Consider the following 22,057-nt stretch of genomic DNA (forward strand, 5'->3'; position numbering starts at 1 on the left):
AAGAAAGATGCCCGCGCTGACCGACCTCATCGAGGCGGGCCGTCCTGTCGAACAGCACGCTCCCTGGCGACGCGCCGTGGTTGCTCCGAAAATCTGGAACCTTGCCGTCGAGCAGCTTGCCGCGGGCCACTGGAGCCTGCTCGGTCTTTGGGCCGAACCGGACACCGTCCACATGGCGCTTCTCGACGCGGTTCGAGACATCGGTGTCATCAGCCTGAAATGCGCCGGCGGCCGCTACCCATCGGTCGGCCAGCGGCATCCGCCGGCACTGCGCCTCGAGCGCGCCGCCGCGGACCTGTTCGGGCTTCTGCCGCAAGGACTTCCGGATACACGACGCTGGCTCGATCACGGCCAATGGGGCGTCAGTCATCCCCTGGCAGCGGGGGCATTGGCGGCGGAAGCATCAGCAGCGCCGGCTCATGCGCCAGCCATGGCCTCTTACCGCTTCCTTCCCGCGGAAGGCGAAAGCCTGCACCAGATTCCGGTCGGGCCCGTGCATGCCGGCATCATCGAGCCGGGGCATTTTCGCTTCACGGCAAGCGGCGAAATAGTTGTCCGGCTGGAAGAGCGTCTCGGCTACGTGCACAAGGGCATAGAAGGCCTGATGGCAGGTTCGCCTGTCGAGCGCGCGGCCAAACTGGCGGGGAGGACGTCCGGCGACAGCACCGTGGCGTATTCGCTGGCCTTTGCTCGCGCGGTCGAAGCGGCGCTCGGCGTCGAAGTGCCCTTGCGTGCCGTCTGGCTGCGGGCGCTGATGGCGGAACTCGAGCGTCTTGCCAACCATCTCGGCGATATCGGCGCCATCTGCAATGACGCCGCCTTCGTGCTCATGCATGCCCATTGCGGCGTGCTGCGCGAACGCGTCTTGCGTGCCAGCGATGCGGCCTTCGGCCATCGCCTGATGCGCGACCGCATCGTGCCTGGCGGGGTGGCAAGCGACCTGAGCGAAGAGGGGACGGCCGCGGTCCGGTCTGTGGTCACGGAGATCAGGCAGCGGTTTCCTCATTTGGTCGAACTCTACGACAACACGGCGTCGCTGCAGGACCGGACCGTCGCGACCGGTCGGCTCAAGCCGGCCCTTGCCCGGGAATACGCAGCGGGCGGTTATGTCGGCCGCGCCTCCGGCCGAGAGTTCGATGCGCGGCGTAGTCCAGGCTACCCGCCTTATGACGAACTCGCCTTCGACGTCCCTCTCCTTCAGGAGGGCGACGTGAATGCGCGCGTCTGGATCCGCATCCGCGAGGTCGAGCAGAGCTTATCGCTGACCGAGCAGATCCTTCAAAGGCTGCCTGGCGGCCCGATCCGCGTCGATGTCGCCGAGGCGAGCGTTGCCCAGACAGGCGTCACCAAGACAGGCGGGCCGCGTGAAGGCATGGCGCTGGTCGAGGGGTTCCGGGGCGACATTCTGGCCTGGCTGCGCATTGGCGAAGGCGGTATGGTCGAGCGCTGTCACCTGCGTGACCCGTCATGGTTTCAATGGCCGCTGCTTGAAGCGGCCGTTGAGGGCAACATCGTCGCCGACTTTCCGCTCTGCAACAAATCGTTCAACTGTTCCTACTCCGGTCACGATCTCTAAGGCATTCCGCCATGCGCAAGCACCTCTTTGAAGGCCTGACACGGCCCCCACTCACAGAGCGTCCGCCCAAGGCGAGCCAGACGGCGATCGACGAACTCTCGCGCGCGCTAGACGGCGCTGCCCGCAAGCGACTGGGCCGCAGCCTGTCGATCCGGGCGGTCGACGCTGGTTCCTGTAACGGCTGCGAACTCGAAATGCATGCGCTCAACAACGCCTTCTATGACGTCGAACGCTTCGGAATCCGGTTCGTCGCGTCGCCGCGCCATGCCGATGTGCTGCTTGTCACAGGGCCGGTCACCAAAAACATGCGCGAGGCACTGAAATGGACTTATGACGCAACTCCCAATCCCAAATGGGTGGTCGCGCTTGGCGACTGCGGCATGAACGGTGGCTGTTTCGCCGGGAGTTATGCAGTCGTGGGCGGCGTGTCGGAGGTACTGCCTGTCGATCTGCACATTCCGGGCTGCCCGCCATCGCCAATCGAAATTCTAAAGGGATTACTAGCGTTGCTTGAGAGGGTGAACGCAAAGACTGCTGCCCCCCGAGGTTGATATCGAAAAAGCACCGCTATACCGGCGAACGGCCGGCAGCGTGCGCGCTGCCTCAGCCCCTTAGACGCAGATAGTCAGCCAAAGCCACTGCGTTGTTGTGCAGCTCGTCCTGGGCGCCGTAGAGCAGCGTCACCCGGCCGTTGTCGAGCAGGGCGCGCAACTGGCCGACCGCATCGCTGTTCCTGTCGAGCTCGCCGCGATAGCGCTGCTGGAATTCCATCCAGCGCGTCGGCTCGTGGCCGAACCATTTGCGCAATTCATCGCTTGGCGCGAGGTTCTTCAGCCATAGCGTCAGCGCGGCGTCTTCTTTGCGGACGCCGCGCGGCCATACGCGGTCTATGAGCACCCGCTGCCCATCGCCAGGCGAGGGCGGCTCGTAGATGCGCTTGACCTTGACATCGAGTTTCATCGTCAACTCCGGGGTTGACCGCCAAGACGGCTTGCTGGCGGCTCCTTACGCCCACTCGCCCTTACGCATGACCGGTACGCGGCTGCCGTCCTTGCCGACGCCGTCGATGTCGATCTTGTCCGAACCGATCATCCAATCGATATGGATAAAGCTCTTGTTGCCGCCACGCGCCGCGATCTCGTCCTGGCTGAGCGAGGCACCGTCGACGAAGCACTTCGAATAGCACTGGCCGAGCGCGATATGGCAGGCGGCATTCTCGTCGAACAGCGTGTTGAAGAACAGCAGACCGCTCTTCGAGATCGGTGAGGAATGCGGCACCAGCGCGACCTCACCGAGCCGGCGTGAGCCTTCATCGGTATCGAGCACCTTTTTCAGCACATCCTCGCCGCGGCTAGCCTTCGCCTCGACGATGCGGCCGCATTCAAAACGCACCGCAATGCCGTCGATCAGCGTGCCTTGGTAGGACAGCGGCTTGGTGCTCGTAACATGGCCTTCGACGCGCCTTGCATGCGGCGTGGTGAAAACCTCCTCGGTCGGGATGTTGGGATTGCAGGTGATGCCGTTCCTGGCGGTCGAGGCGCCGCCCATCCATTCATGGCCGTCGGCCAGACCGACGGTCAGATCGGTGCCGGGTCCGGTGAAATGCAGCGCATGGAAATTATGGCCGTTCAGCCATTCGGTGCGGCTGCGCAGAGCCGCATTGTGCGCCTTCCAGTTGCCGATCGGGTCGTCCACATCAACCCGTGAGGCGGCAAAGATGGCGTCGGCGAGCTTCGCCACGGCGACGTCGTCGGTATCGCCTGGAAACACCTGCCTGGCCCAGGCCAGGTCGGGGTAGGCAACGATGTTCCAGTTGATGTCGAAGCCGGTGATCTTCTCCAGCGCCGGTTGATAGGCGATCGAGTTCGCCTTGTTGGCGCGCGCCACTTTCGCCGGATCCTGTGCCGACAGCAGCGACGGATCCTCGCCGCGCACGGCCAGCCGCGCCGCATTGTTGGCGAAGGCCTTCGCCATGCCCTCATAGAGCCAGCCGGCGGCGTGATCGAAGCCGGCATCGGCGCCATAGCGGAAGCGCGCCAGCGTCATCTCGTCGTCGTTGAAGATCGGCGTCACCAGGCCGGCGCCGGCTCTATAGGCATGCTCGACGATCCGTCGCGTCAAAGGCAGTGCTGCGATCGACGATGTCAGCACCAGGTCCTGCCCTGGCTGCAATTGCAGCCCGACCTTGATGGCGACTTCCGCCAGCCTGTCGAGCTTCACCGGGTCGATCGTTGCGGAAACGCCGCGCGAATGTGTGGTCATGGTCCTGCCTGCCGTGATGTGGGGGTCTGGTTCTTACATAGACCCGCACTGCTCTCCTTTCCACCGCGATTGCACGCGGGGGTTCAGTTCGCGCTGGCGAGCGACCCGAAATACGCCATGGTCGCCGCTATCTCTTCGCGGATCCAGACCTTGAAATCCCTGACCTTACGGCTTTCGGTCTTGGTGGCGGAGGTCACCAGCCAATAGCCGAGCCCGCTCTCGGCGCGGACGCCAAAGGGGGCGACAAGGCGGCCGTCGGCCAGCGCGTCGGCAGCCAGCAATTGCCAGCCGAGCATGACGCCGTGGCCGGCGATCGCCGATTCCAGGCACAGCATCGGGTCGGTGAAGCGCGCGCCTTTGAGGAAGGTGATCGGCTTAACCCCGGCGGCCTCGAACCAGCTTTCCCAACTGATCATCGCCCGTTCGTCGGTGATCGCGCAGGTCAGGGCAAGATCTTCGATCGATTTCAGTTTGTCGGCGATCACCGGGGCGCAGACCGGGAAGACCTCCTGTGCTAGCAGCAATTCCGCCCGCGCACCCGGCCACGTCCCGTCGCCAAGCCGGATGGCGATGTCGATGTCCGAGCGGTCGAGATCGGCAATCCGCACCGAGGCGTCGATGCGCAAAAGCACATTCGGATGCCGGGCGAAGTGACGTGACAGCCTCGGCAGCAGCCACTTCGACGCGAAAGCCGGCGCCACCGAAACCACCAGCGTGCATTCGGAGGCCTCGTCGGCGAGCGCCACGGCTTGGGCGAGCTCGCGGAACCCAGCTCCGAGCCGCGCGGTGAAGACGGTGCCGAATTCGGTCAGCAAGAGACCACTCGTCGTTCGTTCGAACAGCGCCTGGCCGAGTTGCTCTTCCGTTCGCTTGACCTGCTGGCTGACGGCGCTGGCGGACACGTTGAGTTCGCTCGCCGCAGCCGAAAGCGATCCCAGGCGGGCGACGGTTTCCACGGCGCGCAGGCCGTTGAGGTGGACGCGGTTCAGCATAACCATACAGTTTTTCTAAACCGGGACGGTTGAAATCTCAATTGAAACATAGGGCCGGATGGCAGATCTTTAAGGAAGTAAGCAGATCTATCGAGGAAAATCCGATGAAGATTTTATCACTGCTCAGGGGCTTTTCCGCTGTCGGCACAGAGCAAAGCCGGCCGTATGAAAGCGAGACCACCCGATGGGCGATTGATCCGCTGTCGCATCCTGTGCTCGACACCATGTCGGAGCGCGAACTCGCCGACATGCCGTTCAGGCTGACGGCCCGGCGCACTGCCTACGAGACGGGCACCTCGCAGGTCGGCTGCGGCTGATGAAACAGATTTAGCGGGCCGGCCCTCTGCGGTGGACTCTGGCCAACAGCCATTGCGAGCCGTTCTGGCCCAACAAGAAGCGGATTGTTTGACAGGCTCGTGCACCTATTGTGCACCGCAATGAAAGCCGCTTCGCCGTCCCCTTTGCGTCTCGCCTTCGCCGGCATGATTGCCCTGGCCGTCGCCATGGGCATCGGCCGCTTCGTCTACACGCCGATCCTGCCCGGCATGATGGAGGAACTTGGCCTGTCGCCGGCCGATGCCGGCTGGATCGCATCCGCCAACTATCTCGGCTATCTCATCGGTGCGCTTGCGGCCGTCGGCGGCTGGGCGAACGGCCGCGAGCGCCTGCTGATGCTGGCCGGTCTTGCCGCCACCGCAGTCCTCACCGGGCTGATGGGCCTGGCCGACACGATGGCGGCCTTTCTCATCATCCGCTTTCTGGCCGGTCTGGCCAGCGCCTTTGTCTTGGTCTTCATGTCCAGCATCGTTTTCGGCCATCTGGCCGCGGCCGGGCGAAACGACCTGCAGGCGCTGCATTTTGGCGGCGTCGGCCTCGGCATTGCGGCGTCCTCGGCGCTGATGGCTGTCCTCGTCACCGGGCATGCCGGCTGGACGGCGGGCTGGTTCTGGTCCGCCGCGATCTCAGCCTGCGCCTTTGCCCTCGTGGCGCTGCTGCTCGGCAGCACTGCGACCGCCAACGGCGCCGATGGTCGCGAACCGGCGCTGCCGAAGGACCGCTCGCTGATGAAGATCATCGTCGCTTACGGCCTGTTCGGCTTCGGCTACATTGTGACAGCGACGTTTCTGGTCGCCATCGTCCGGCAAGGCGGCGGCGGCCGCGTCTTCGAAGCCGTGGTCTGGATGGTCACCGGCCTTGCCGGGATTCCCTCGGTCTGGCTTTGGCAGAAGATCGCAGGAAAGATCGGGCTCTACCAGGCTTATTCCTTGGGGTGTCTTGTCGAGGTGGTCGGCGTCACCGCGAGCGTGGCCGTCGGTGGACACATTGGGCCGCTGCTTGGCGGATTTCTGCTTGGCGGGACCTTCATCGCCATCACCGCGCTCGGCCTGCAGACCGGAAGGCAGCTTGCCCCGCAAGCACCACGCCGGGTCCTGGCGTTGATGACGGCTTCCTTTGGCCTCGGTCAGATCATCGGTCCGATCGTCGCCGGGCTGCTTGCCGAAGCCTCGGGCGACTTCTTCCTCGCATCGATTGTGGCCGCCGCCGTCCTGCTTGTCTCCGGCGCGGTCATCTGGTCGGCTGCGCCAAAATCGCCATGATTGTGGTCTTGCTCGGTGCCGGGCATCACGCACCGGCCATTTTAATTCCGATCGATGTGTGACCTTATGCCCGCTGAACAGCAACGCCGCTGATTTGCGCATCGAACGAGGATTTCCCCACAGTGTTCGTATCCTTCTTCCCGCAGCCGAAGTTGTTCTTCACTTCGGCGGTCGTATGGAGCCTTGCCGCGATCTTCTACTGGTTTTTTGGTGGCGAGCATTTAGGCGCTGTGTTCGGGCTGCCGCCGGCCGCGGCGGACGCGCCGCCCATAGTCGGTATTGCAGCGCTCTGGTCGAAGCCGTTTCTGTGGTTCTACGTCTATTACATTTTCTGCGTTGGGGCCTTCTACGCGTTCTGGCGCCTCTACGCGCCGCACCCGTGGCAGAATTGGTCCATCCTCGTAGCGGCCTTTATCCTGTTCCTCATCTATTTCAATGTGCAGATCAGCGTCGCCGTGAACAACTGGTACGGTCCGTTCTTCGACTACATCCAGGGGCTGATTTCCAAAACAATAGAATCGACCAATGCCGAGTTTTACGCCCAGCTGGCCACATTCGCCTGGTTGGCGCTGGTCGGTATGAATGTCAGCGTGATCAATGCCTTTATCGTCAGCCATTGGATTTTCCGCTGGCGTACGGCGATGAATGATTACTTCATGGCGAGCTGGGGCAAATTGCGCCACATAGAGGGCGCCTCTCAGCGCGTTCAGGAAGACACGATGCGTTTCGCTCAAATTATGGAGGATCTTGGCACCAGCTTCGTTCAGTCGATCATGACTTTGATCGCGTTCCTTCCGGTGTTGATCAAACTTCAGGTCCACATCAGCGAACTGCCTGTGGTCGGGGCTATTCCGCAGCCCCTTGTAGTCGCCGCGATCGGATGGTGCTTGTTCGGAACCATTTCGGTAATGATCGCCGGTCTGAAATTGCCGGGCCTTCAGTTCCGCAATCAGCGCGTAGAGGCCGCTTATCGGAAGGAGCTGGTCTATGGAGAGGATCACGCTGATCGCGCTCAACCTGCTGCGGCAGCAGAACTGTTCAATAATGTTCGCAGAAATTACTTCAGGCTTTATTTCCATTACATATATTTCAACGTAGTTCGTTACACTTACTTGCAGGCCGACAATATCTTCTCATTTCTTATCATGGGGCCTTCTATCGTGGCGCACAGGATATCGCTCGGCGTCCTGAATCAGATACCGAATGCATTCGGAAAGGTGACGAATTCGCTACAGTTCCTGTTAAATTCCTGGTCGACCATCGTCGAGCTTCAGTCCGTGCATAAACGCCTGCGCGCCTTCGAGGCGACGCTGCAAGGCGAGCCGCTACCTGAAATCGACCAGCACTATTTGGAACGCGAGCGAGCCGGCTTGCGCCCTGAGGACCAGCCGGTAAGTTGAGGAGTGGCGGGCGGCGAGCGCTTCTAGTCAGCCGCCCACCGACGCCTGCTTTTCGCCGCCATCGCGCCGCGAAACATAGTCGCGATAGCTGATGCACTCGACGTCGGGCCTGGTGCAGACCTCGCCGGCAAAGCGCTCGAGCGCATTCCAGTAGGCGCCGTCATTCATCAGTGTGAAATGGAAGCCGAGTTCCAGCGGAATGCGTTTGCCCTGGTATTGAGCGTCGAAGGCTGCGCGAAAGGCGTCATAGGTCCGGTTGGCGAATTCGTCCGCCTTGCTTGGCCGCTCGAAGCCGCCGGAATGCCTGACATAGAGATTGTAGTCCATCGCGATCACCCGCCTTGTGTCAGGACCTTCCGGAATCTGCGGCAGCGAAAAGCGTGTGATGCCGTTGCTGGTCGGTGGCCGGGCAGGGCCGCGTGACACACCGCTCGCATCGAACAAATAGCCCGCCTTTGGCAGCGCCTCGTAGAGCGCCTTGTTTGCCGACAGATAGGGCGCGCGAAAGCCGACCGCCTTGCGCGCGATTTCGCGCCAACCCGCGGGTTCAGCGGTAATAGCGTTTATCGAATAGGCGTTCTCGAGAATATGCTTGAACGAACCGAACTCGCTCAGCCAGTCGGCCTTGCTCCAGTCCTTGCCGTCGAAATGGCCGCAAGCGTGGCTGCCGATATCGTGGCCTTCTGAGACGGCAAGGTTTATCTGCTCGAGCCGGTCGGCGACGTCCTGTTTCGAGGCGGCAAAGCCGATGTTGGATTTGCCCGATGTCTTGCCGGGCGCCATGTACGCCTTGCGCGTTTCCGGCGAGAGCAGGAAGACGCAGGACACGAAGTAAGTGAAATGGGCGCCGGTGCGCGTGGCCAGCGCCCGGCTGCGCTTCCACTGCGAAATATCGCTTGCGCTGTCGAACGAGATGATGACCGCCTGCTTCGGGCTTGCCGGCGGTGGCGCCGCGGGCGGATCGGCGACAGCGGCGCCCGCTGCAGCGAGCGACGCGATGGAGAATGCAACAACGCGGGACGAACGAGGCATTAGCATCTGATCTGGATTGGAGGAGGGTTCGAGCACCGGCTATCGGCGAAATGTGGCGCGGGTGCGGTTGCCTCGGGCGGCCACGTGTCGGCGATTAGCCGATTTTCCTGTCCAACCCCTTCCATGCCGGCAAAATTTCGCTAAAACGCGGGCTACCGCATCGGCCTGAAAAGCAGAATTGATTTTCAGGAAGCACGATGCGCAAATTCAAAGTGTTAGAGCGTACTTTCCATGGACGCACGTCGCTCTAAACCGCCCTGGGGCGGGCAGGATGGTTTTGAGATGTCGGACGACAGTTTTATCCGCGAAGTCAACGAAGAGATGCGTCGCGATCAGGCGCATGCGCTATGGGACCGTTTTGGTCCTGCCTTGCTTGCGCTTGCGATACTGGTGGTGGTCGGCACCGCGGCCTTCGTCGGCTATCGCTATTGGGACGAGACTCGCGCCAATCGCTCGGGCGACGCCTTCTCGCAGGCGCTGAAGCTTGCCAATGAGGGCAAGAGCGACGAAGCGCTGACTGCCCTCGCTGCGTTGGAAAAGGATGGCTACGGCGCCTATCCGCTGCTCGCCCGCATGCGCGCGGCAACCGTCAAGGCGGATAAGGGCAATGTCGCCGCCGCCGTCAAGGACTTCGACGAGGTCGCCGCCGACACGGACATTCCATCAGGCCTTCGCGACATGGCGCGCATCAGGGCAGCGCTGCTGCTCGTCGACCACGGTTCGTTCGCCGATGTCTCCAGCCGCGTCGAGACGCTCACCGCCGACACCAATCCGCTGCGCCATACCGCGCGCGAGGCGCTCGGCCTTGCCGCCTGGAAGGAAGGCAAGGCGACGGACGCACTGAAACTGTTCGACCAGATCGCCTCGGATGACGGCGCCCCGCGCAACGCGCGCGAGCGGGCGACGTTGATGTCCGAGCTGATCCGTGGGTCGGGCAGCGTGTCGTAATGCATGTCGCCCAAAAGTGTGTAGCGGTTTTGGGACAACGACATGCATGGCAGATGCATGTCGCCCAAAAGTGTGTAGCGGTTTTGGGACGACGTGCTGGCAGATGTAGGGCCGCATGACGTTCAAAGTCGCCATCATCGGCCGGCCTAACGTCGGCAAATCAACCCTTTTCAATCGTCTGGTGGGAAGGAAGCTGGCGCTTGTCGACGACACGCCGGGCGTCACCCGCGACCGTCGCGTCCATGCCGCCAAGCTCTATGATCTGCATTTTGATGTCATCGACACCGCCGGCTTCGAGGATGCTGCTGCTTCGACGCTGCCGGGTCGCATGCGCGCCCAGACCGAGATCGCCATCCGCGAAGCCGACCTGATCTTTTTCACGATCGACGCCAAGTCCGGGCTGATGCCTGACGACAAGACCTTCGCCGAGATCGTGCGCAAGTCCGGCAAGCCGGTTGTCGTCGTCGCCAACAAGGCCGAGGCGCGCGGCGCCCAGGGCGGCATGCTGGAGGCCTGGGAACTCGGCCTTGGCGAGCCGATCCCGGTCTCGGCCGAACACGGCCAGGGTCTGCCCGATTTGCGCGATGCGGTGATATCAGCACTGGGCGAGGCGCGCGCCTTCGGCGAAGAAGAAGAGGATGCCGACGACGGGGCCGCCGCCAGCGAGGTGCTGATCGGCGAGGACATCACCGATCCGGATGCCGAGCCGAGCTATGACGATACCAAACCGATGCGCATCGCCGTCGTCGGTCGTCCGAACGCCGGCAAGTCGACGCTGATCAATGCACTGATCGGCGAGGAGCGGCTCTTGACCGGGCCGGAAGCCGGCATCACCCGCGATTCCATCTCCGTCGACTGGGACTGGCATGGCCGCCGTCTGAAACTGTTCGACACCGCCGGCATGCGCCGCAAGGCCAGGATTCACGAAAAGCTGGAAGTCATGTCGGTGCAGGACGGCTTGCGCGCCATCCGCTTTGCCGAGATCGTCATCATCGTGCTCGACGCCACCATTCCCTTCGAGAAGCAGGATCTGCAGATCGCCGACCTGATCATCCGCGAGGGCCGCGCGCCGGTGATCGCCTTCAACAAATGGGATATGATCGACCATCCCCAGGAACTCCTGGCGGAACTGCGCGAGAAGACCGAGCGGCTGTTGCCGCAGGCGCGCGGCATGCAGGCGGTGCCGGTCTCGGCCGAGACCGGGCGCGGCCTCGACAAGCTGATGGATGCCGTCATCAAGACGCACAGGGTGTGGAACAGCCGCGTCTCGACCGGCAAGCTCAACCGCTGGCTGGAAGGCATACTGGCGCATCATCCGCCGCCCGCCGTCGCCGGGCGCCGGCTGAAGATCAAATATGTCACCCAGGCCAAGACGCGACCGCCCGGCTTCGTCGTGTCCTGCTCACGGCCGGACGCGATGCCGCAATCCTATGTCCGCTATCTCTCCAACAGCCTGCGCGAAGCCTTCGACATGCCCGGCGTGCCGATTCGCATCGCCTTGCGCACCTCGGAAAATCCGTTCGCCGGCAAGGCGAAGAAACGCCGCTGAGCGCTGCGTCTTCCGGGCGCCAGCATCAGGCTACGCTTCGCAGGCGGCTCGCGGGCAGCGCCTGCACATTTTCGGGCAGGCGATTCCACCGCCACCTGCAGCAGGATGTCGGCAAGTCGCGCCGCCACCGGGTCTGGCTCGGCCTCCCTCGCGACGCGGGAACAGCGCCATCTCAGGCAGTGCAGTGCGGCAGCCCAGCGATCTGCGGCGTCATCACCCTGACAGTAGCCAGCACGAGTGGGGACAGCCAGTGCACCTAATGGGCGGTGTAGGCTCCGTCCACCAGATGGTAGCTCCCAGTGATAAAGCTGGCCTGATCGGACAACAGGAAGCACACAAGAGCCGCTACCTCCTCCGGTTTGCCGCGTCTGCCCATCGGCTGAAGGGCTGCCATGCGCCGCGTGGCTAATGCCTCCACTTGCTCCGATAGAAGAGGCGTTTCGATCCAGCCGGGGCCGACGACATTGATCCGGATGCCCATCCTCGCATATTCAATCGCCGCAACCTTGGTGAGTCCAACGACCCCGTGTTTAGCTGCCGTGTATGCGGACGCAGTCGGCAAGCCGACGGAACCGAGAATCGAGGACATGTTCACGATGGCGCCTCCGCCTCGATCCAGCATGGCGGCGATTTCGTACTTCATGCTGTAGAAGACGCCATTCAGATTGACGTTTATAAGCTTGTGCCAGTTGTCGAGCGGATAGTCTGCCGTTGCTTTTCGAACGCCGTCGATACCTGCATTGTTTACCGCCATATCCAGTCCGCCGCATTTCTGGATAGTGAACTCGATCAGCTTTTCGACGGCTGCCGCATCCGTGACATCGACCGCAAAGTCGTAGGCCCTGCCTCCTAGCGAGTTTATTTCGGCGGCTTTGCAGTGCGCGGCCTCGGCATCAAGGTCGGCGACAACAACCTCGGCTCCTTCTTGCGCGAGTTGCCGTGACACAGCCGCTCCTATTCCGGAGCCTGCACCAGTCACAATCGCGACTTTCCCATGGAAGTCAGCCTTCATCGTCTCTGTCCTATGCCCATTGTGACATAACCGAGCAGAGGCAGACGCTTATCGCAAGAAGTTTCGCTCCAATTCGCTTGTCAATCCTGTGAATTCATTTTGCCACCACACAGCGAGACTTGGCCCGCAGGCCTTGGAATGGTAGAGACGAGGGCGGGGTAGATTGACCAGTTTCCTAGCAGGTAGAAATGGAAGAACACCACATTGCGCGCCGGGGGCTCGTGCTGGGTAGTCTGGCTCTGATGCTTTCCGGATGTACGTCGACGTTACGACAGGTGGCGGAGCCGATTTCATCCGCGTTCGGACCAAGGAATGGCCTCAATCCTCGTTTCCGACGGCGGCATGTGCGGTACGACGGAAACGAGCCGCCTGGAACGATCGTCGTCGATACTTCGCAACGTTTTCTCTATGCCGTCGAGACCGACGGGTGGGCGACGCGCTACGGCGTCGGCGTCGGCGAGCAGGGACTTTCGTTCAAGGGTACAGCGACCGTCGCCCGCAAGGCGGACTGGCCGTCGTGGACACCCACCGCCAATATGATGAGGCGCAAGCCGCGCCTGGTGAAGTATGCAGGGGGGGTCCCTGGCGGACCAAACAACCCGCTTGGTGCGCGTGCCCTTTATCTCTATCGCGACGGGCGCGACACGCACTTCCGGATACATGGTACAAACGAGCCATGGACGATAGGCACAGCGGTATCGAACGGGTGCATCCGTTTGATAAATGACGACATCATTGACCTCTACGAACGTACTCCTTTGGGCACGACGGTGGTGGTTGTTTGATGGTGGGCAGGCCTGATCTCCGTTGGATGGTGAGCCCTGCCGGCACGTCACCGCAAAGCTGCCGTCTGCAACCGGGTGCCAACTGTGTCATTTCTGCACTAGGCGTTGGTGTAGATCGCAGCTAACTTGGTGGGGCTGCATATCTTTTTATTTGTGGCGATTCTATTGGCTGTTCCGCCCCTGGGGAAAGGATTGCTTGATGAGCAGGATGTTGATTGTAATGGTTGCTACCCTCGCCGTTGCCAGCCTGAGCGGCTGCGCGAACGGCTGGATCGGTAAAGGAAAGGGGAAGGCTCCTCCGCCGGAACCCGCTGCCGTAGAAGAGCCCGTGATTAAATAAGCACCGGCTTTCGGAGATTTGGGGAAGGGCCGCCAGGCCCTTCCCCATCGATATGCAGGGGCCAAGGCCGGATTCGCAGCCTACCTGAGGTTGGCGGGCATAGGCTGGCACTAGGTCTACGGTCCTCGGAGTTCTGGATGAGATGACGCTTGTAAGTGGCCGTTCAACAATTGTGGCCCTGCTCGCGCTTGTCGCAGCGTCATGTCAGTCGCAGGACAACAAGCCCCAGCCGACTTTCGTGTCCGATGATCGGGCACTGAGATCCGCGGCGATGACGGCGCCCGCGGCGGCATCAACTCAAGCCCAACGGCATTTCATCGAGTTCCGCTCCCGGTACGCCCTTACCTACGGCCATTCCTTCGTGATTTTTGGACGATTGAACCAGGCGGGACGGATGGTCAACCCCGAAGTCGCGGGGCTCGCTCCGAAGTCCAATGATCCCAATGTCTATGTTCTCGGCCATTTGGCGCCCGTGCCAGCCTCGACCGGGTGGACGGACGGCGACTTGGAAGATGCCTACCGGTCGGCAAGCTGGCGAGTTTTGCTTACTGAAGCCGAATATAGGAAAGTCGTCGCGAGCATACGAAAGCTGCAGGCCAGCTCTCCGCTTTGGCACGCCTCGCTCTACAACTGCAACGCATTCGTAGCGGACATCGCCAGATCGATGGGGTATAAGACCCCCGGTACCTGGCTCCGGCCGCAACAATTCATAACCAAGCTTCGGGAGATGAACGGGGGTTGAAATGCGATTGGCAAAACCCGCTTTCGCGTCATTCGCCCGGTTAAGTCCGAAAGGAACGCGCTCTGAATGTCTATCGGTCGACAATTCGGACGCTGACATCGTTGCGACGGCTAATCGCGGTCCCAGATCGAGAAAAGGCTCCGGTGACCTGAAGTGACCATTGCTGTAGCTTCACTTGGCGAGATCATATGGGTGATCGGCATCGTTGCTTGGTACGTGATCCGGTATCCGTTCGAGCGCCGGGCAAGGCGCGTGCGAATTGTAGCTGGCGGCCGCTCAAGTTCCGACACCGTCGGGCTTGCATCGGCTCTCCTTGGCCTCGCGATCCTGCCTGGCTTCTATGTCGCCACCGGCATCCCCGCAGCGGCTGACCATCCGGCCAGCCTGTGGTCGGTGGCGCTCGGAACCATCATCTTCTGCTCCGCGCTGTGGATTTTTCGCATGTCCCACAAGGAACTTGGCCGTAACTGGTCGATCACGCTCGAGATTCGCGAGCGGCATGAACTGGTCAGCGCCGGGCCATACGCCTTGGTCCGTCACCCGATGTACACCTCGTTTCTGCTTATGGGGCTCGGCCAGCTCTTTCTGCTGCCGAACTGGGCTGCGGGCATATCTGGTTTGATCGGTTTCGCAGTGCTTTTCCTGCTGAGAGTGGATAAGGAAGAGCGTATGATGCTGGAGAATTTAGGCCCGCAATACCGCGCCTATATGGAAAGGACCAAGCGAATATTCCCTTATCTTTATTAGAGGTCGTTTGATGCGAGGCCGAGCCCTCAAGCTTTCGGCGCCCCGGCGCCTTGTTGGCGATCTGATGAGGTTTTCGATCGGCGTGCCACGGGTCGCGGTGCAGCGTCAGATGAACCTTGGCCCGCTCCTAAGGGCTAGAATGGCGCAGCAGACCAGGCCCTCGTGGACTGCGATCTTCCTGAAAGGATATGCGCTTCTCGCCCTGGAGATGCCGGAGCTGCGGCGCGCCTATGTCAAGTTGCCCTGGCCGCAGCTTTACGAGTATCCGGCAAGCGTAGCCTCGATTGCCCACGAGCGCGAATATGATGGCGAGCCGGCCGTTCTGCTGAGCTGCATCAAGTGCCCGGAGCGCTACTCTATCACGCAACTTGAGGAATCCATCCACGCGGCTCGATCACGGCCGATCCTCGAGGTCCCGGAGTTCCGGCGTGCCTTGCGGATGGCAGGTGCGCCCGCGCCAGTCAGGTGGCTGCTTATGTGGCTAGGGTTGAACATCGGCCGGCAAAGGGCAAATTACTTCGGTACCTTCCAACTGTCCGTCTATTCTGGTCTCGGTGCGGAATCACTCAACCCGCTGACACCATTGACCACGCTTCTAAACTACGGTCCGATCGAAAAAGACGGATCGGTGAATGTCCGCATCCACTACGATCACCGGGTCATGGATGGAGCGAACGTCGCACGAGCACTGGAGCGATTCGAAAAGATCCTGAACGGCACTGTCGCCAATGAAGTGGTGCTGCTCGGTCAAGGTGCTTCCGCTCCTGCAAGACGGAGGAACGCGACGTGATTTCGCACTATGAATTCCGGCCAGCCGTCGTCGTGATTGGCGGCTCGGGTGGAATTGGCCGGGCGATTGCGGGCGTCGCTGCACTGGAGCGCGGTGCGGTTGTGCTGGTTGCCCGCTCGCCCGAGGGTTTGGCCGCCGCGGCGTCTGAGGTTCGGGAGGCGGGTGGCGAGGCATTCACGCTCGAGCTGGATCTCGTGGCCGGCGATGCGCCAACGCGCCTGGAGGGCTTTCTGTCCGCACACGGCCTGGTCTGTGATGTCCTGGTCAACAGCGCCGGCTATGGCCTGCGGGGCGCGGCGACGGCGCTGCCCATTGATGGTCAACTCGGCATCATCGATCTCAACATACATTCCCTCACAGAACTGACCCTCCATTTTCTGCCGGGCATGGTGGCGCGCCGACGGGGCGGGGTGCTCAATCTCAGTTCCGTGGCCGGGTTCCTTCCTGGGCCTTATATGGCTCTGTACTTCGCTAGCAAAGGTTTCGTGCGCGTCTTCTCAGAGGCGCTTCACCAGGAATTGCGCCGAACCGGTGTGACGGTCACATGCGTGGCGCCAGGCCCGGTGTCGACGGAGTTTCTCGCAAGGTCAGGCGCCAATCAGACGGTGCTCTTCAACATCTTGCCCAAGGTGGGTCCGGAGTATGTGGCCGAACGGGCGTGGCGAGGGTTCAAATCCGGTCGTCGCCTCGTCGTGCCGGGAATCTCGGCCAAGTTGGCTGCCCTTGCGGCATCGCTCCTGCCTTCCGCAGCGCTGCTGCCCTTGGTCGGCCGGCTGCAACGCGGCGGCAATGATCAATGTCCTTGCGGTTCAGGTATGAAGTTCAAGAAATGCTGCGGTACCCGCCAGATCCAGCTGCGCCGGGGCCCTCGGGGAATTATCCCCTAACCGGACCAGCACGCCACCGAAAAAACCTCATTGAAGCAAGAGACCGCTCACCGATGACGGGCCGTTAAGCATGTTCGTGGCATAGAGAGGATCCTCCATCTCTTAACAGCGCTCTGCGGAGTGCTTATTGGGGCCGCTGGAGCCGTTTCCAACAAAGCCATTGAAATGATTGGCGCTGGTCGAACTCCGTTAACGCCCCATCAAGGTTAATGCATCATCGTGCCTCTCCAGTGGGGTCCGTTGCGTTTCTGGAGAGTTCCGTGCATCGACGTGTTTTGAAGCGGCTTGTCGCTTTCGCCGGTGAGAAAAGACGTTCCTTTCTGTCTCCTCTGGTCATCGGACTTGGCATCTGGGTCGGCTTTCCCAATGCCATTGCCTACCAGGACATGACGAGCCTGGTTTCGGGCCTCAAGGCGCCGAACGCCCGCTGGAACGCCTATGTCGAGAAATCCGTCGCCGGCTCGGTCCATGCCGCCGAGATGCCTTTCCTCGATTCCGACACCACCGGTTCGATCTCGGGTTCCGGCGTCCGGTTGCCCGGCATCGGCGCCGTGTCGTTTCGCGGCAAGGGCAGCGTGGCCAGCACGACACCCGACGAGGACCGCATCATGCGCGCCGACAAGAAGGGCCGCATTATCATCGTCTCGCCGGTCGCGCCCCCGAAGAACTTCAATGCCGGCTCGGTTTTCGAGCGCACCTCCTCGCTGCTTCGCCCGAGCATGGACAGCGGCCTGAAATTGGCTTTCGCCAAGCCCGAGATCAAAGGCAAGGAGATCCAGATTGCCGCCGCGTTTCATAGGCGCGTCGACAAGAAGCCGGATCCCGGCGTGCCGGCCATGCTGGCCGCACTGGTCAACAACGACCGCCCCGACGTCCTGGCGACGGCCTACGCAGCGGCCGCGCCCGACTATGCCCAGGCTTCGCCCTTCGAGGCCTTGCTTCAGGACGAGAAGCCGAATGATGGCCGCTTCATTCCGCCGGTGGCCAAGGGCGATCATTCGTGGATGCAAACTCCGCTGCCGGCGAGCGTATTCTCCAAAGCGGAACAGACTTGCCTCGCCAACGGCATCTATTTCGAGGCGCGGGGTGAAACGGTGCGCGGCCAGGCCGCCGTCGCCCAGGTCATCCTCAATCGCGTTCGCAATCCGGCCTATCCGAACTCAATCTGCGGCGTCGTCTATCAGAACGACAAATGGTTCAACCGTTGCCAGTTTTCCTTCGCTTGCGACGGCAGGAAGAAGCGCATCCAGAGTCCCGCCCACTACAAGACCGCGCAGGACATCGCCATGGCAGTCACTGCCGGCAAGATCTTCATCCCGGAAGTCGGATCGTCGACCCATTACTACGCCAACTACGTCAACCCAGGTTGGGCGCGGACGATGAAAAAAATGACCAAGATCGGCCTGCACATCTTCTACCGCACCTATGGCGGCGGCTGGAGCTGAGCGCTCCGGCAGGGCCTGGGCGCGGTCGATCGAAGACCCCTCGGCGCAGGGATTCGGCCGCGGCACGCCAGCGGCGGTAGCGGGCACGATGTCGCACCCTGGCAAGCCATTGATATGAATGGAGAAAATACTTAAGGCGGAAGTCCCGCCCGTGGCTTGACGGGCGCGGACCCTCTAACTATGTTGCCGGCGACTTAAGAGCGGACGGACGGTGACGATCTGAACGGGCAAGGGGGTTGCGATGGCCGACAAGAATGGGCCAGACGGAACCGGAGAAACCGGCCGCGGCAAACAGCGTCAAGCCGACATCCGCGACGACGATCTTGAGCGCCGCCGGCGCGATCTTGAAGCATCGCTTGCGACAAGGCGGCCGGACCGGCTCGAGGGGAAAGACGACGCGAAAGCGGGCAGTGCGGCCGGATATGGCCAGGCGCTTAAGCTATCCAGCGAGTTCATCGCCGGGATAGTGGTTGGTGCTGGTCTTGGCTGGATCATCGACCGTGTGGCGGGGACATCGCCATGGGGTCTGATCGTTTTTTTGCTGCTCGGTTTTGGCGCCGGCGTGCTCAATGTCCTGCGCTCCGCGGGACTTATGGCGGAATTCGGACAGGGCGACAAAGCCCGCGATCCGAAAGAATGACTTGAGGCGCCGCTTGCCGGCGCAGTGAACAGGACACTAAAGCCGCGCGCGGCTTTGATGGGGATTTAAAGTGGCTGCTGACAAGGTCGATCCGATCCACCAGTTCCATATCAACAAGCTGATTCCGATCGAGATCGGCGGCTACGACCTGTCGTTCACCAATTCTGCACTCTTCATGGTCGCGACCGTCGCCGTTGCCTCGGCGTTTCTCTATCTCAGCACCTCGAGCCGCAGCCTCGTTCCTAGCCGTCTTCAGTCGGTCTCGGAAATGGCCTACGAATTCGTCGGCAACATGCTGAGGGACGCAGCCGGAACCCAAGGCATGAAGTTCTTTCCCTTGGTATTTTCGCTGTTCATGTTCGTGCTCGTTGCCAATCTGCTCGGTCTTTTCCCGTATTTTTTCACCGTCACCAGCCACATCATCGTTACCTTCGGCCTTGCCGCGCTGGTGATCGGAACCGTCGTCGTCTATGGCTTCATGAAGCACGGCCTCGGTTTCCTGAAACTGTTCGTCCCGCACGGCGTGCCGATTTACCTGCTGCCGCTGGTGGTGCTGATCGAGGTGATTTCCTTCGTTTCGCGCCCGGTCAGCCTCTCGGTTCGTCTGTTTGCCAATATGCTGGCCGGCCACATCACGCTGAAGGTGTTCTCCGGCTTCGTGGTGAGCTTGAGCGCGCTTGGCACGCTCGGTATTGCCGGATCGGTCCTGCCGCTGGCGATGGCCGTGGCACTGACGGCGCTGGAATTGCTGGTCGCCTTCCTGCAGGCCTACGTCTTTGCCGTGCTGACCTGCATGTATCTGAACGACGCCCTGCATCCCGGGCACTGACCCAGGTTGACCCAAGAGTTTCCGGCATTGCTGCCGGATGGAATTGCAACGGAATTTTAGATCCAAAGGAGTTGAACACATGGAAGCAGAAGCAGCAAAGTTCATCGGCGCCGGCATCGCATGCCTCGGCATGGGTGGCGCCGGTATTGGCCTTGGCAACATCTTCGGCAGCTATCTGGCGGGCGCATTGCGTAACCCGTCGGCCGCGGATGGCCAGTTCGGCCGCCTGATCTTCGGCTTCGCCGTGACCGAAGCGCTGGGCATCTTCTCCCTTCTCATCGCGCTTCTGGCCCTGTTCGGCTAACATTGGGAATTGGACGGGCCGGCCGCAATCAGCGGCAGGCCTGATATCAGGGGATAGTCCATGTTCGTGACATCTGCCTTTGCGCAAGAGTCCGCGCCCGCCGCCGAAGGCGGCCATGCCGGCACGGAAGGCGATACGCATTCCGGCACCGGCGTGCCTGCCGAGGCGCACGGCGTGTTCCCGCCATTCGATCCGGCGACATTCCCGTCGCAGCTTCTGTGGCTGGCGATCACCTTCGGGCTGTTCTACCTGTTCCTGAAGAAGGTGGTGATGCCGCGTGTTGGCGGCATCATCGATGTCCGCAACGACCGCATCACGCAGGATCTCGACCATGCCGCCAGGCTGAAGGGCGAGGCCGATGCAGCCGTTGCCGCCTATGAGCAGGAATTGGCGGAGGCCAAGACCAAGGCCAATGCGATCGGCCAGCAGGCCAACGATGCCGCCAAGGCGGAAGCCGAGGCCGCCCGCAAGAAGGTTGAGGCTGCGCTTGACCAGAAGCTTGGCGAAGCCGAGGCTCGCATTTCATCCATCAAGGCCAATGCCATGAAGGAAGTCGGCACGATCGCCGAGGACACCGCTTCTGCTATCGTTGAGGCGCTTGTCGGCGGCAAGGCCAGCAAGGCCGAGATCGCGGCAGCCGTCAAATCCGTGGCCCGGTGAGGAGCGCATCATGGACGCCACATCACTCGCGACGCTTTGGGCCACCGCTGCCCTCGTCATTTTCGTGGCCATTGCCGTCTACGTCAAGGTGCCTAAGCTGATCGCCAAGGCGCTTGACGCCCGCGCCGACAAGATCAGCAACGAGCTTGAAGAAGCGCGCCGGCTGCGCGAGGAGGCCCAGCAATTGCTCGGCCAATACCAGCGCAAGCGCAAGGAAGCCGAGCAGGAGGCCGCCGCCATCGTCGCCGCCGCCAAGCGCGAGGCCGACATGCTGGCTGCCGAGGCGCACAAGAAGACCGAGGACTATGTCGCCCGGCGCACCGCACTTGCCGAACAGAAGATCGGTCAGGCCGAGCGCGAGGCGATCAGCGAAGTGCGCGCAAGCGCCGTCGATATCGCCGTCGAAGCCGCACGCACGCTGCTCGCCGGCAAGATTGACGCAAAGGCGGGCGCCGACCTGTTCAAGGCCTCGCTTCAGGACGTGAAGTCGAAGCTGAACTAAGCGACTTCATCAGGAAGTCATCGAAGCCGCTTGGGTAACCTGGCGGCTTTTTGTTATGGCGGGGATAATCTCCCCCCTTGAGGGGGAGATGTCGCCGAAGGCGACAGAGGGGGTCGCCTCGGCTGGCGCGACGCCATATCGGATAATACGTCGAATGAAAGAGGAGGTTGGCGCTTCACGCGCGGCTACCCCCTCTGGCCTGCCGGCCATCTCCCCCTCAATGGGGGAGAAAGCGCGACGATGGACCATCGCTTAATCCAGACCCGAAAAACTCTCTTCGTCGAGCACTTCGGTTCCGCCAAACCGGAACGGTGCGAAGGACGCGCGGTGCAGCCGCGCCACCGGTCCATGCAGCTCGATCGCGGCACGGTGGCGGACTGTGGCGTAGCCCATATGGAGTTCGAAACCATAATGCGCGTGATGGCTGCCGCAGCCGCACATCATGCGGTCGCGCATCACCTTGGCGACGATCGAGGCGGCGGCGATCGACTGCGAGCGCTGGTCGCCCTTGATCAGCGCTCTGCCTTCGCATGGCAGTCCGGGCGGCACGTCGCGCCCGTCGGCCAAGGCTAATTTCGGCTGCACTGACAAGCCGACCAATGCGCGGCGCATCGCCTCGAGACTGGCCTTGAGAATATTGCTGCCATCGATGCCTTCGGCGCTGACCGAAGCCATCGACACGCCAAGAGCGGAGCCTAGGATTTTCAGGAACAGCGCCTCGCGCTGCAGATGGCTGAGGCGCTTGGAATCGTCGAGGCCGTCGGGAATGTTGGCGGGATCGAGCACCACCGCTGCCGCCACGACCGGCCCGGCGAGCGGGCCACGACCTGCCTCGTCCATTCCCGCCACCGGCCATAGTCCTTCGGCCATCGCCTTCGTCTCGAAGGAGAAATCGGGTCTCTCAACGATTTCGAAGAGAAGCGGAGAATCAGAACGCGCGCGAGCCATGTTGCGGCGAGGTTCGCATCGGCTCCGATTCTCCGCAAGCCCCTCCGGGTCGGGTGAGGCACCGGACCC

The 22,057-nt window shown here is 62.0% G+C and carries 25 protein-coding genes; 19 read left to right on the top strand and 6 right to left on the bottom strand.

Features of this window, described 5'->3' with window-relative positions; all coding sequences use genetic code 11:
• Positions 1-7 precede the first annotated feature (7 nt).
• Positions 8-1,576, top strand: coding sequence for a hydrogenase large subunit (locus BQ8482_RS08250; protein WP_123147466.1), 1,569 nt, complete (start codon positions 8-10; stop codon positions 1,574-1,576).
• 11 nt (positions 1,577-1,587) lie between these two features.
• Positions 1,588-2,127 carry an NADH-quinone oxidoreductase subunit B family protein gene (locus BQ8482_RS08255; protein WP_123147008.1) on the top strand — a complete coding sequence of 180 codons (540 nt, stop codon included), beginning with the start codon at positions 1,588-1,590 and terminating at the stop codon, positions 2,125-2,127.
• Between the two features lie 52 nt (positions 2,128-2,179).
• Here BQ8482_RS08255 and BQ8482_RS08260 read toward each other — a convergent pair whose 3' ends face one another.
• The 3 genes from BQ8482_RS08260 to BQ8482_RS08270 form a co-directional block, all read right to left on the bottom strand.
• Positions 2,180-2,536 carry a DUF488 domain-containing protein gene (locus BQ8482_RS08260; RefSeq protein WP_123147009.1) on the bottom strand — a complete coding sequence of 119 codons (357 nt, stop codon included), beginning with the start codon at positions 2,534-2,536 and terminating at the stop codon, positions 2,180-2,182.
• A 45-nt stretch (positions 2,537-2,581) separates the two neighbouring features.
• Positions 2,582-3,838, bottom strand: a complete 1,257-nt coding sequence (locus tag BQ8482_RS08265) for an aminopeptidase (protein WP_123147010.1) — start codon at positions 3,836-3,838, stop codon at positions 2,582-2,584.
• A gap of 83 nt (positions 3,839-3,921) precedes the next feature.
• On the bottom strand, positions 3,922-4,836 hold the full coding sequence (locus BQ8482_RS08270) for a LysR substrate-binding domain-containing protein (protein WP_123147011.1): 915 nt from the start codon (positions 4,834-4,836) through the stop codon (positions 3,922-3,924).
• 98 nt (positions 4,837-4,934) lie between these two features.
• Between BQ8482_RS08270 and BQ8482_RS08275 the strand changes: the two genes are divergently transcribed.
• The 3 genes from BQ8482_RS08275 to sbmA all read left to right on the top strand — a co-directional run bounded on the left by BQ8482_RS08275 (position 4,935) and on the right by sbmA (position 7,828).
• Positions 4,935-5,147, top strand: coding sequence for a hypothetical protein (locus BQ8482_RS08275; protein ID WP_123147012.1), 213 nt, complete (start codon positions 4,935-4,937; stop codon positions 5,145-5,147).
• A 120-nt stretch (positions 5,148-5,267) separates the two neighbouring features.
• Complete coding sequence (locus BQ8482_RS08280) at positions 5,268-6,428, top strand: YbfB/YjiJ family MFS transporter (protein WP_123147013.1); 1,161 nt, start codon at positions 5,268-5,270, stop codon at positions 6,426-6,428.
• 122 nt (positions 6,429-6,550) lie between these two features.
• On the top strand, positions 6,551-7,828 hold the full coding sequence (sbmA, locus tag BQ8482_RS08285) for a peptide antibiotic transporter SbmA (RefSeq protein WP_123147014.1): 1,278 nt from the start codon (positions 6,551-6,553) through the stop codon (positions 7,826-7,828).
• 27 nt (positions 7,829-7,855) lie between these two features.
• Here the strand turns inward: sbmA and BQ8482_RS08290 are convergent, their stop codons facing one another.
• Positions 7,856-8,860: a polysaccharide deacetylase family protein gene (locus BQ8482_RS08290; protein ID WP_123147467.1), complete on the bottom strand. Its 1,005-nt coding sequence runs from the start codon at positions 8,858-8,860 to the stop codon at positions 7,856-7,858.
• A 282-nt stretch (positions 8,861-9,142) separates the two neighbouring features.
• Between BQ8482_RS08290 and BQ8482_RS08295 the strand changes: the two genes are divergently transcribed.
• Together BQ8482_RS08295 and der are read left to right on the top strand one after the other, a co-directional pair.
• A complete protein-coding gene (locus tag BQ8482_RS08295; RefSeq protein ID WP_123147015.1) occupies positions 9,143-9,808 on the top strand; it encodes a tetratricopeptide repeat protein in 666 nt (221 codons plus the stop codon).
• Between the two features lie 115 nt (positions 9,809-9,923).
• Positions 9,924-11,357, top strand: a complete 1,434-nt coding sequence (gene der / locus BQ8482_RS08300; protein WP_123147016.1) for a ribosome biogenesis GTPase Der — start codon at positions 9,924-9,926, stop codon at positions 11,355-11,357.
• A gap of 256 nt (positions 11,358-11,613) precedes the next feature.
• On the opposite strand, the gene BQ8482_RS08305 is transcribed toward der, so the two are convergent.
• Positions 11,614-12,369 carry an SDR family NAD(P)-dependent oxidoreductase gene (locus BQ8482_RS08305; RefSeq protein WP_123147017.1) on the bottom strand — a complete coding sequence of 252 codons (756 nt, stop codon included), beginning with the start codon at positions 12,367-12,369 and terminating at the stop codon, positions 11,614-11,616.
• Positions 12,370-12,557: 188 nt separating this feature from the next.
• On the opposite strand from BQ8482_RS08305, the gene BQ8482_RS08310 reads away from it, so the two are divergent.
• The 12 genes from BQ8482_RS08310 (at position 12,558) to BQ8482_RS08365 (ending at position 21,040) form a co-directional block, all read left to right on the top strand.
• Positions 12,558-13,154 (top strand): L,D-transpeptidase, encoded by a 597-nt coding sequence (locus BQ8482_RS08310; protein WP_123147018.1) that lies wholly within the window; start codon positions 12,558-12,560, stop codon positions 13,152-13,154.
• Between the two features lie 199 nt (positions 13,155-13,353).
• Positions 13,354-13,494, top strand: a complete 141-nt coding sequence (locus BQ8482_RS39040; protein ID WP_082982116.1) for an ABC transporter — start codon at positions 13,354-13,356, stop codon at positions 13,492-13,494.
• Positions 13,495-13,636: 142 nt separating this feature from the next.
• Positions 13,637-14,236 carry a hypothetical protein gene (locus BQ8482_RS08320; RefSeq protein WP_123147019.1) on the top strand — a complete coding sequence of 200 codons (600 nt, stop codon included), beginning with the start codon at positions 13,637-13,639 and terminating at the stop codon, positions 14,234-14,236.
• 159 nt (positions 14,237-14,395) lie between these two features.
• Positions 14,396-14,983 (top strand): protein-S-isoprenylcysteine O-methyltransferase, encoded by a 588-nt coding sequence (locus BQ8482_RS08325; RefSeq protein ID WP_123147468.1) that lies wholly within the window; start codon positions 14,396-14,398, stop codon positions 14,981-14,983.
• Positions 14,984-14,993: 10 nt separating this feature from the next.
• Positions 14,994-15,773 carry a hypothetical protein gene (locus BQ8482_RS08330; RefSeq protein WP_123147020.1) on the top strand — a complete coding sequence of 260 codons (780 nt, stop codon included), beginning with the start codon at positions 14,994-14,996 and terminating at the stop codon, positions 15,771-15,773.
• Entirely contained in the window at positions 15,773-16,660 is an 888-nt protein-coding gene (locus BQ8482_RS08335; RefSeq protein ID WP_425294085.1) for an SDR family NAD(P)-dependent oxidoreductase, read from the top strand. Before BQ8482_RS08330 ends, BQ8482_RS08335 begins: the two co-directional genes overlap by 1 nt.
• A 260-nt stretch (positions 16,661-16,920) precedes the next feature.
• On the top strand, positions 16,921-18,105 hold the full coding sequence (locus tag BQ8482_RS08340; protein WP_123147022.1) for a cell wall hydrolase: 1,185 nt from the start codon (positions 16,921-16,923) through the stop codon (positions 18,103-18,105).
• 241 nt (positions 18,106-18,346) lie between these two features.
• On the top strand, positions 18,347-18,745 hold the full coding sequence (locus BQ8482_RS08345) for an AtpZ/AtpI family protein (RefSeq protein ID WP_023799399.1): 399 nt from the start codon (positions 18,347-18,349) through the stop codon (positions 18,743-18,745).
• Between the two features lie 70 nt (positions 18,746-18,815).
• The gene (locus BQ8482_RS08350; RefSeq protein WP_123147023.1) at positions 18,816-19,574 is read left to right on the top strand and encodes a F0F1 ATP synthase subunit A; all 759 of its coding nucleotides are present in this window, start codon (positions 18,816-18,818) and stop codon (positions 19,572-19,574) included.
• Between the two features lie 79 nt (positions 19,575-19,653).
• A complete protein-coding gene (locus tag BQ8482_RS08355) occupies positions 19,654-19,878 on the top strand; it encodes a F0F1 ATP synthase subunit C (protein WP_023799397.1) in 225 nt (74 codons plus the stop codon).
• A 60-nt stretch (positions 19,879-19,938) separates the two neighbouring features.
• Positions 19,939-20,538, top strand: a complete 600-nt coding sequence (locus tag BQ8482_RS08360) for a F0F1 ATP synthase subunit B (RefSeq protein ID WP_123147024.1) — start codon at positions 19,939-19,941, stop codon at positions 20,536-20,538.
• A gap of 10 nt (positions 20,539-20,548) precedes the next feature.
• Entirely contained in the window at positions 20,549-21,040 is a 492-nt protein-coding gene (locus BQ8482_RS08365) for a F0F1 ATP synthase subunit B (protein ID WP_123147025.1), read from the top strand.
• Positions 21,041-21,292: 252 nt separating this feature from the next.
• On the opposite strand, the gene BQ8482_RS08370 is transcribed toward BQ8482_RS08365, so the two are convergent.
• Complete coding sequence (locus BQ8482_RS08370; RefSeq protein WP_123147026.1) at positions 21,293-21,988, bottom strand: ribonuclease HII; 696 nt, start codon at positions 21,986-21,988, stop codon at positions 21,293-21,295.
• Between the last annotated feature and the right edge of the window lie 69 nt (positions 21,989-22,057).

This window comes from Mesorhizobium delmotii (assembly GCF_900149755.1).
Classification (GTDB): domain Bacteria; phylum Pseudomonadota; class Alphaproteobacteria; order Rhizobiales; family Rhizobiaceae; genus Mesorhizobium; species Mesorhizobium delmotii.

Coding starts and splice junctions, on each gene's coding strand:
- BQ8482_RS08250 (WP_123147466.1), top strand. CDS start 8: ATGCCCGCGCTGACCGACCTCATCGAGGCGGGCCGTCCTGTCGAACAG.
- BQ8482_RS08255 (WP_123147008.1), top strand. CDS start 1,588: ATGCGCAAGCACCTCTTTGAAGGCCTGACACGGCCCCCACTCACAGAG.
- BQ8482_RS08260 (WP_123147009.1), bottom strand. CDS start 2,536: ATGAAACTCGATGTCAAGGTCAAGCGCATCTACGAGCCGCCCTCGCCT.
- BQ8482_RS08265 (WP_123147010.1), bottom strand. CDS start 3,838: ATGACCACACATTCGCGCGGCGTTTCCGCAACGATCGACCCGGTGAAG.
- BQ8482_RS08270 (WP_123147011.1), bottom strand. CDS start 4,836: ATGGTTATGCTGAACCGCGTCCACCTCAACGGCCTGCGCGCCGTGGAA.
- BQ8482_RS08275 (WP_123147012.1), top strand. CDS start 4,935: ATGAAGATTTTATCACTGCTCAGGGGCTTTTCCGCTGTCGGCACAGAG.
- BQ8482_RS08280 (WP_123147013.1), top strand. CDS start 5,268: ATGAAAGCCGCTTCGCCGTCCCCTTTGCGTCTCGCCTTCGCCGGCATG.
- BQ8482_RS08290 (WP_123147467.1), bottom strand. CDS start 8,860: ATGCCTCGTTCGTCCCGCGTTGTTGCATTCTCCATCGCGTCGCTCGCT.
- BQ8482_RS08295 (WP_123147015.1), top strand. CDS start 9,143: ATGTCGGACGACAGTTTTATCCGCGAAGTCAACGAAGAGATGCGTCGC.
- der (WP_123147016.1), top strand. CDS start 9,924: ATGACGTTCAAAGTCGCCATCATCGGCCGGCCTAACGTCGGCAAATCA.
- BQ8482_RS08305 (WP_123147017.1), bottom strand. CDS start 12,369: ATGAAGGCTGACTTCCATGGGAAAGTCGCGATTGTGACTGGTGCAGGC.
- BQ8482_RS08310 (WP_123147018.1), top strand. CDS start 12,558: ATGGAAGAACACCACATTGCGCGCCGGGGGCTCGTGCTGGGTAGTCTG.
- BQ8482_RS39040 (WP_082982116.1), top strand. CDS start 13,354: ATGAGCAGGATGTTGATTGTAATGGTTGCTACCCTCGCCGTTGCCAGC.
- BQ8482_RS08320 (WP_123147019.1), top strand. CDS start 13,637: ATGACGCTTGTAAGTGGCCGTTCAACAATTGTGGCCCTGCTCGCGCTT.
- BQ8482_RS08330 (WP_123147020.1), top strand. CDS start 14,994: ATGCGAGGCCGAGCCCTCAAGCTTTCGGCGCCCCGGCGCCTTGTTGGC.
- BQ8482_RS08345 (WP_023799399.1), top strand. CDS start 18,347: ATGGCCGACAAGAATGGGCCAGACGGAACCGGAGAAACCGGCCGCGGC.
- BQ8482_RS08355 (WP_023799397.1), top strand. CDS start 19,654: ATGGAAGCAGAAGCAGCAAAGTTCATCGGCGCCGGCATCGCATGCCTC.
- BQ8482_RS08360 (WP_123147024.1), top strand. CDS start 19,939: ATGTTCGTGACATCTGCCTTTGCGCAAGAGTCCGCGCCCGCCGCCGAA.
- BQ8482_RS08365 (WP_123147025.1), top strand. CDS start 20,549: ATGGACGCCACATCACTCGCGACGCTTTGGGCCACCGCTGCCCTCGTC.
- BQ8482_RS08370 (WP_123147026.1), bottom strand. CDS start 21,988: ATGGCTCGCGCGCGTTCTGATTCTCCGCTTCTCTTCGAAATCGTTGAG.